Source organism: Mesorhizobium sp. M7A.F.Ca.AU.001.01.1.1 (assembly GCF_004022735.1).
Lineage (GTDB): Bacteria > Pseudomonadota > Alphaproteobacteria > Rhizobiales > Rhizobiaceae > Mesorhizobium > Mesorhizobium ciceri.
This window is the reverse complement of record NZ_RZPF01000269.1, coordinates 1-7720: the sequence shown is the minus strand read 5'-3', so window position 1 is coordinate 7720 and position 7720 is coordinate 1. Positions and strand designations below refer to the sequence as shown.

8 protein-coding genes and 1 pseudogene are annotated in these 7720 nt (G+C 63.8%); 1 reads left to right on the top strand and 8 read right to left on the bottom strand.

All coding sequences use genetic code 11. From position 1 onward, the window contains the following. Nucleotides 1–151 precede the first annotated feature (151 nt). From EN884_RS17690 to ybgC, 4 genes are all read right to left on the bottom strand, one after another. Nucleotides 152–1309 carry a TonB family protein gene (locus EN884_RS17690; protein ID WP_013529147.1) on the bottom strand — a complete coding sequence of 386 codons (1158 nt, stop codon included), beginning with the start codon at nt 1307–1309 and terminating at the stop codon, nt 152–154. A 7-nt stretch (nt 1310–1316) separates the two neighbouring features. Beyond that, nucleotides 1317–1769 (bottom strand): protein TolR, encoded by a 453-nt coding sequence (gene tolR / locus EN884_RS17685; RefSeq protein ID WP_013529146.1) that lies wholly within the window; start codon nt 1767–1769, stop codon nt 1317–1319. Between the two features lie 10 nt (nt 1770–1779). Beyond that, the gene (gene tolQ, locus EN884_RS17680) at nt 1780–2490 is read right to left on the bottom strand and encodes a protein TolQ (RefSeq protein ID WP_013529145.1); all 711 of its coding nucleotides are present in this window, start codon (nt 2488–2490) and stop codon (nt 1780–1782) included. Nucleotides 2491–2889: 399 nt separating this feature from the next. Beyond that, complete coding sequence (ybgC, locus tag EN884_RS17675; RefSeq protein ID WP_013529144.1) at nt 2890–3360, bottom strand: tol-pal system-associated acyl-CoA thioesterase; 471 nt, start codon at nt 3358–3360, stop codon at nt 2890–2892. Nucleotides 3361–3417: 57 nt separating this feature from the next. On the opposite strand from ybgC, the gene EN884_RS17670 reads away from it, so the two are divergent. Then, complete coding sequence (locus tag EN884_RS17670; protein WP_063170356.1) at nt 3418–4668, top strand: cellulase family glycosylhydrolase; 1251 nt, start codon at nt 3418–3420, stop codon at nt 4666–4668. A gap of 12 nt (nt 4669–4680) precedes the next feature. Here the strand turns inward: EN884_RS17670 and EN884_RS17665 are convergent, their stop codons facing one another. The 4 genes and pseudogenes from EN884_RS17665 to EN884_RS17650 form a co-directional block, all read right to left on the bottom strand. Then, nucleotides 4681–5577 (bottom strand): metallophosphoesterase, encoded by an 897-nt coding sequence (locus EN884_RS17665; protein ID WP_063169199.1) that lies wholly within the window; start codon nt 5575–5577, stop codon nt 4681–4683. Between the two features lie 160 nt (nt 5578–5737). Next, nucleotides 5738–6775 carry a Holliday junction branch migration DNA helicase RuvB gene (gene ruvB / locus EN884_RS17660; RefSeq protein ID WP_063170357.1) on the bottom strand — a complete coding sequence of 346 codons (1038 nt, stop codon included), beginning with the start codon at nt 6773–6775 and terminating at the stop codon, nt 5738–5740. A gap of 43 nt (nt 6776–6818) precedes the next feature. Next, nucleotides 6819–7439 (bottom strand): Holliday junction branch migration protein RuvA, encoded by a 621-nt coding sequence (gene ruvA / locus EN884_RS17655; protein WP_013529140.1) that lies wholly within the window; start codon nt 7437–7439, stop codon nt 6819–6821. A 15-nt stretch (nt 7440–7454) separates the two neighbouring features. Then, nucleotides 7455–7720 (bottom strand): annotated as a pseudogene (locus EN884_RS17650) (type II toxin-antitoxin system VapC family toxin); the annotation flags it as partial.

Genomic DNA, 7720 nt, shown 5'->3' with positions numbered 1-7720 from the left:
GCCCTTGTTGACGTTGAGCTCGACGAGCGCCAGCGCCGGCAACGTGCCTGCCGCGGTCATGCCCATCGCCATTGCTGCGACCATCAGGAGCGGCTTGAGGATTGATTTCATGTCTTCTCGCTTCTCGTACTGATTTTCGGATGACAGGGCCTTAGAGGCCGAGCATCTCCCTTGGATCGAAGGTGACGCGGACGTCGGCCCAGATGTCCTGCTTGCCGGCGGGAACTTGCAGGCCGGTGACATCGCATTTTTGCACCGCACGAACGGCACTTTCGTCGAACTGGCGATTTCCGCTCGACTTTTCGACCGCCGGGCGCCCGTCCAGCTTACCGGATGCATCCAGGTTGAACCGCACCACGACGAGGAAGTTCTCGGAACCTTCAAGGCCGACAGGAAGGGTCCAGCAGCCGCCGAGCTGGCTTTCCAGGGCACCCATTTCGGACCTGGAGAGCTTCTGACCTTGGTCCTTGTCGCCGCCGAGCGACGCCTGCTGGGTCGAGCGCTTGGCGCCGCCGCCGGATGGTTTCTGCTTGTCGAGGAGCGCGGAGATCTCGTCGGCGTTGAATTGCTTGTCATCGGATTTCGGCTTCGACGACGCTTCCTTGACCGGCTTGTCGGCGTCCTTGCGCTCCGGCGCCTTGGCGCTTTCGGCCTGCGCCGGCTGCGGCTTCGGCCGCGCTTCCGGCGCGGGAGCGGAATCCGGCAGCTGCGTCGCCTCGGCGGGCGGCTCCTGCGCTATGGCTTCAGCGACGGCGTCGGGCTTGACCTCGGGCGTCGGATCGATGGCAGCGGTCTTGTCCTGCGGCGGCGGGGTCGGCGCCGGCTTGGCCGGTGTCGGCTTGGGATCGGCCTGCTTGACCGGCTCGGGCTTGACCTCTTCCTTGGGCGTCGGCGCCGGCGCCACTTCCGTTGCCGGGGTAGGCTTGGGCTTCTCCTGCGGCTTCGGCACGTCCTCAGGCTTCGGCTTTTCGATCGGGGTCGGTGCGGGCGGCGGAGCCGAGGTCATGTCGACGGGCTTGGGCTTGGCTTCCGGCGTTATCGGCTTGTCGGTATCGACACTGTTCTCACCGACCTTCTGCGCATCCGGCACAATGTCCGGGCGCTGCGTCGGCACAGGGGCCGGCTTTTCATGCATCACGGCCTTTTTGTCGCCCTGCAACGTCTGCGCAATGGCTTCCATCGGCACGATATCGACCGCGACCGACTCGACGTCGGACGACGGAAGTGCCGCCGGCGCCGTCAGCGTGAACAGGCCGAAGGTCAGCGCCGCCGTATGCAAGATCACCGATGTGGTGAGGCCGGTCTTCATCGCGCGTCTACTGGTCCTGTTCCTGCAGTGAAACCAGGCCGATGTTCTTGTAGCCGGCGGCCGAAATGCGGGCCATCACCTTCATCGCCGTACCATAGTCGGTGGACTTGTCGCCGCGGATGAAGATGCGCTCCTCATAGCCGGTCTTGGAAATTGCCTGCAGCTTGGCTACCAGTTCCTCGATCGGGATTTCGGTTTCCTGCAGGTAAATCTGGCCGGCGGCGTTGATCGAGACGGTGATCGGCTGCGTGTCGGCATTCATCGCCTTAGCCTGCGTATCCGGCAGGTCGATCGGCACGCCGACCGTCAGCATTGGCGCCGCGACCATGAAGATGATCAGCAGCACCAGCATCACGTCGACCATCGGCGTGACGTTGATCTCGGACATCAGTGCATGGTGACGGCCGCGCCGCCTGTGGCCGCGCCCGCCGCGTCCTGCCATGCCCATGGACATACCCATCTGCTACTCCTCAGGCCTTGGGGGCCACTTTTTCATCGATTTGGCGCGAGAGTATGGCGGAGAACTCGTCGGAGAACCCTTCCATGCGCACGGCTATCTTGCTCGCATCGGACGACAGCTTGTTGTAGGCGATGACGGCGGGAATGGCGGCGAGCAGGCCGATGGCCGTCGCCAGCAGCGCTTCGGCGATGCCCGGCGCAACCACGGCGAGACTGGTATTCTTGGAGCCGGCGATCGCCTGAAACGACGTCATGATGCCGATGACGGTGCCGAACAGGCCGATGAAGGGTGCCGCCGAGCCGGTGGTGGCAAGGAAGCCGAGGCGGCCTTCCAGCTTTTCCATCTCGCGGGTCAGCGCCAGGTCCATCGCCTTGTCGATGCGGGTTTGCAGGCCGAGCGGCGACTTGGCGCCCTTCTCGAAACTCTTCTTCCACTCGCGCATGGCCGCCACGAAAATGGCGCCCATGCCGGTGGTCTTGCGATCGGCGAGCGTGCGGTAAAGCTCCTCCAGCGACTGCCCCGACCAGAACACCTGCTCGAACCGGTTGAGCGCCAGCCGCATGCGGGCATAGGAAACCAGCTTGTCGACGATGATCGCCCAGGTCCAGACCGAGGCGCAGAGCAGGCCGATCATGACCAGCTTGACCACCCAGCTGGCCGAAACGAACAGCGACCAAACCGACAATTGCGCGCCCGGATCGGCGAGTGCGATATTTTCCATCGTTACGTCCTTAAGATTTTCCGGGCGAAGCTGGCGGCTGGCCCCTGGCATCCCTTGTGGTCGGTTCGCACGAAGCTACCGGAACAACCCCAAACTGTGCCGTTGTCGGCCTTTTCAGGGCAAATATTGGTGAAAGGAAGGCGTTCGATAACGCCAATCTTCACCAATCTCTTCATGAACCGTTATGGTTAAGGATGGGTTAGTATATAAGGCGCGGCGCATTGCCACGCCCGCACAGTTGTAACGCCATCATCCAAGCGCGAAGTCAGGATGGGTTGAGATTCAGGTCAGGCCGAGCCGAAAGCGGCGGTTTCCGAGAACCGGAGCGGAGGGTACTTGAAGCACCCGAGCACCGGAAGCGCAGGGAATCACCGTTTGCAGGCCGGCATCACCTGAATATCATCCCATCCGGGGCATGAATGCCGCCACCCATTCCTTGGGAAAGCGCCTTGGGCGGCCATTCTCGCCGATGATCGCCGCCTCGACCTTGGCCTCGACCAGCACCTCGTCGCCGCGCTTGAGCTGTTGCGCCATGAAGATGCGCGCGCCGGAAATCTCCTCGGTGCGGGTGTCGACGGTCAGGATGTCGTCGATGCGGGCCGGGCCGCGAAAGTCGATCTCCATGCGGCGCACCACCCAGACTATTCTTTCGCCATGCTTGCCGTCGGCAAGCTCTGTGTGGTGCACGCCGGTCAGCCTGAGATAGTCGGAGCGGCCGCGTTCGAAGAATTCGAGATAGCGAGCATGATAGACGACGCCGGAGAAATCGGTGTCGGCATAATAGACCCGCGCCATCAGCCGGTGGCCGAACGCCGTCAGCGCACCGGAAAGCCCGGCCAGCAGCGTCGCCGATTCACCATGATCGCCCATTGCGCTTCCTTTTTCAGCCCCGACGAGGCACCTGTTTCCCGCGTGACACAGCATCGGATGGCACTGTTGACGGCGATGATCAAGACTTTGATGGCGGCGCTGTTCGTGTTGGTGGCTTTGGCGCTGCCTGGCCAGACCGCGACATTCTCGATGAAGCGCGGCCTCAATCTCGACCAGTGGGTCACCTGGCCCGGCGAGGACCAGTGGGGCGACGCCAAGGCCATCCTGCCCTATCCGGAGTGGCGGAAATTCCTTGGGGAGGACGACCTCAAGGCGTTGAAGGATGCCGGCTTCGATTTCCTGCGCATGCCGGTCGATCCATCGCCCTTTCTGTCCGACCAGACCGTGGCCTTGCGTGACGATCTCTATGCCAGCGTGCTGGACTCGGTGCGCATAATCAACCGCGCCGGGCTCAAGGTGATCGTCGACATGCACCTGATCCCGGCCGGCGGCAGCCGCAAGATCGGAATGGCTGAAGTGATGGGCGACCCACGGACCTTCGACGCCTATGTCGAGATGGTCCGCAAGATGGCCCGCACGCTGGCCAGCGAAGATCCCGCCCAGGTCGCCTTCGAGCCCATGAACGAACCGATCGTGGACTGCGACAGCGACGGCACGAGCCTGTGGCCGGACCGCCAGCGCAAACTGTTCGCGGCGGCGCGATCCTCGGCTACGAAACTGACCCTGGTGCTGACCGGCGCCTGCTATTCCGCCGCGAGTTCGTTGGAAAAGATCGACCCGAAGACGATTCCGGACGACAACGTCATCTGGACCTTCCATTCCTACGATCCGTTTCTGCTCACCCATCAGGGCGCAACCTGGGCCGGAGACTTCATCCCCTATGTGACTGGCCTGCCCTATCCGCTGAGTGCGGTGCCCAAGGCACAGCTCGACGTGACGCTCGACACCATCCGCGCCAGGATCAAGGCCGAGGCGCCATGGACGCGGCAAAGCGGCCTGCTTGCCTATCTTGACGAACAGGTCGCCAGCATGGACACCCCCGACAGACTGCTCGGCTTGATGGATGCGCCGTTCGAAAAGGTCGAGGCGTGGGCGAGGGCCAACGGCGTCAAGCCTGGAAACATCACGCTGGGCGAGTTCGGCATGATCCGCCAGGAATACGGCAATTCCTATGTGATGCCCGCTGGGTATCGGGCCGCCTATGTCAGGGACATGATCGCGCGTGCCGAAGCACATGGCTTCTCATGGTCGGTGTGGAGCTATGGCGGCGCCTTCGGCATCGTCGATGCCTTCAACGGCGACAAGGCCGAGCCGGATGTGATGGACGCGATCAAATCGCTTCACTGAGGCGATTTGGATTTAGCCAAGGTCGATCGACAGGATTTCCGGCCGCATCCCGAAACGCACCGGCAATATGCTGAAACCGAGCCCGCCGGAGACGATCAGATTGCGATCGTTCTCGACGACGTGGCCATAGGCGTAGCGGTTGCCGAAACGCGATGGCACGACCGGCGAATAGCCGAACAGCCGAATTTGTCCGCCATGGGTGTGGCCGGACAGGGTCAGCGAGACGCGCCACGGCACCTTCGGAAAAATATCCGGCTCGTGCGCAAGCAGGATGATGGGCGATGCGTCGCTGACCTTGGCCAACGTGCCGTCGAGATCGTCCAGCCCGGTAAAGCCGGGGCGGTCCCTGGTCGGCAGCAGAGCGAGCTGGTCGGCGAGCCCGGCAATCCACACACCATGCCCATCCTTTTCCAGGCGCACGACATCGTTCTCCAGCACCGGAATGCCGACTTTCTCCAGGGCCTTGCCCGCTACGGTCGGGCCGGCCCCGGCGCGCTGCGCGAAGCCATCTGCCCACCAGTCATGGTTGCCGAGAATCGAGAGCACGCCGAGCGGTGCCTTGAGGTCCGAGAGGGCGGAGGCCCATTGCGACGGCGTCACCGGGCCGGTCACCAACGGCATGCCGGCGATATAATCGCCGAGCAGGACGATCACGTCCGGCTGCAGGGCATTCGCGTCTTCGACAAGTGAGGCGATCCGCTCCGGCGTCATCCATGGCCGGCAGGCATGGATATCGGCAAGCGCGACGATGCGCAGCTTCAGGCCATCAGGCCAATGCGGCGGCGTTAGCGCATAGCGTTTCACATGCGTCAGCAGCATCGGCTCTATGCCGGCCGCATAGGCGCTGAGCGCGGCAACCGACAGAATCGACCCGCCGATGAAGCGCAGGAACCCGCGTCTGGTGATCATTGCGTGGCTCCGGCAAACCATCGGAGCGAGATTGCCCCGGGATGGCACCGCCACCAGAGCCGACGAATGCGCCGGCAAACCGGCGAAGCCGAGGATATTTTGCGCAGGCCGCTCACAGATCCTTTGTCGGCCCGGAACCTGCGCCTGATCGGCCTGAGCGCTATTCTTCCTGGAACAGGTTGATCTGCTGTTGCGCCAGATCCTTCGGCGCGTCGAGGCCGAGATGCCGCCAGGCATTGGCCGTCAGCATGCGGCCGCGCGGCGTGCGCTGGATGAAACCCTGCTGGATCAGATAAGGCTCGATGATGTCCTCGATGGCATCGCGCGGTTCGGACAGGCCTGCGGCGATCGTCTCGATGCCGACCGGCCCGCCGCCGAAATTGCGCGCGATCATGCTGAGGTACCGGCGGTCGAGCGAGTCGAGGCCGAGCGCATCGACTTCCAGCCGGGTCAACGCTTCGTCGGCGATCTTGCGGTCGACATGGCCATCGCCGGCCACCGAGGCGAAATCGCGCACACGGCGCAACAACCGGCCGGCGATGCGTGGCGTGCCCCGCGCGCGCCGCGCGATCTCCAGCGCGCCGTCGTTGCCGAGCGGCATTTGCAGGATACGCGCGCCACGCCGCACGATCTGCTCCAGCTCCTCGACCGTGTAGAAATTGAGCCGTACCGGAATGCCGAAACGGTCGCGCAGCGGATTGGTCAGCAGGCCAAGCCGCGTGGTGGCGGCGACGAGCGTGAAGCGGGCGAGGTCGATCTTGACCGAGCGCGCCGCCGGGCCTTCCCCGATGATCAGGTCGAGCTGAAAATCCTCCATCGCCGGATAAAGGATCTCCTCCACCGCCGGGCTCAGCCGATGGATCTCGTCGATGAACAGCACGTCGCCTTCCTCGAGATTGGTCAGCAGCGCGGCAAGATCGCCGGCCTTGGCGATGACCGGGCCGGAGGTCGAGCGGAAATTGACGCCGAGCTCGCGCGCCATGATCTGCGCCAGCGTCGTCTTGCCGAGACCAGGCGGCCCGACGAACAGCACGTGGTCGAGCGCCTCGCTGCGGCTCTTGGCAGCCTCGATGAACACTTTGAGATTGGCCCGCGCCGCCGCCTGGCCGACGAAATCGTCGAGCGTCTGCGGCCGCAAGGTCTGCTCGGCATCCTCGCCGCGTTTTTCCGGGGCAATCAAGCGGGGCGACAGGCTCATGCCGCCTTCCTTGCACACGGCAAGGGGCTGAACAAGCGGCGGCTCACCGCGCAAGTTCCTTCAGCCCGAAGCGAATCAGCTTCGGCGCATCGGCATCCTCGCCCGCCGTCTTCAGCGCCGCCGCCACCGCATTGGCGGCCGTGTCGCGCGAATAGCCGAGATTGACCAGCGCCGAGACCGCGTCGGTGATCGGCGCGGATGCCACGCCGTCGCCGAGCTCCTGTTTCAGGCCGATGGTGCCCGAAGCGGTTCCGGCATAGGCCGGCGCCTTGTTCTTCAGTTCGGTGACGATGCGCTCGGCCACCTTCTTGCCGACGCCGGGTGCGCGAGAAACCATGGCGATGTCGCGCAGCGCGATCGCATTGGCGAGGTCGGCCGGCGCCAGCGTCGACAGGATGGCCAGCGCCACCTTGGCGCCGACGCCGGGAACATTGTTCATCAGCAGCCGGAACCACTCGCGTTCCAGCACTGACTGGAAGCCGTAGAGCCGCAGCATGTCCTCGCGGACATAGGTCTCGATGAACAGCACCACCGCTTCGCCGGGCGAAGGCAGCGCCGCCAGCGTGCGCGCTGAACAATAGGCGACGTAGCCGACGCCATGGATATCGACGAGGCAATGATCCTCGTCGACCTCGTCCAGCGTGCCCTTGAGCTTGCCGATCATTGGACGCAATCCCCGTTAGGGATGAGTATCGGGCGTGATGAGCTCGACATCTGGAAAGTACTTTCTGAAACCTGCGGGATCGCGAGTAAGAATGGGATAGCCTCGGATGGCAGCGTGAGCCCCAATCAAGAAGTCGGGCATCACCTTCTCTCGAGGTCCGCCCAACCGCCGATAGACCGAGAACGCTCTCGACGCAGCAAAGGCCGCCTCGAACGGGAGACTTTCGCGCCGGAACTCGTCTTCAGGCAAGGCATCATCGACATCGTCTATCGCCTCATAGC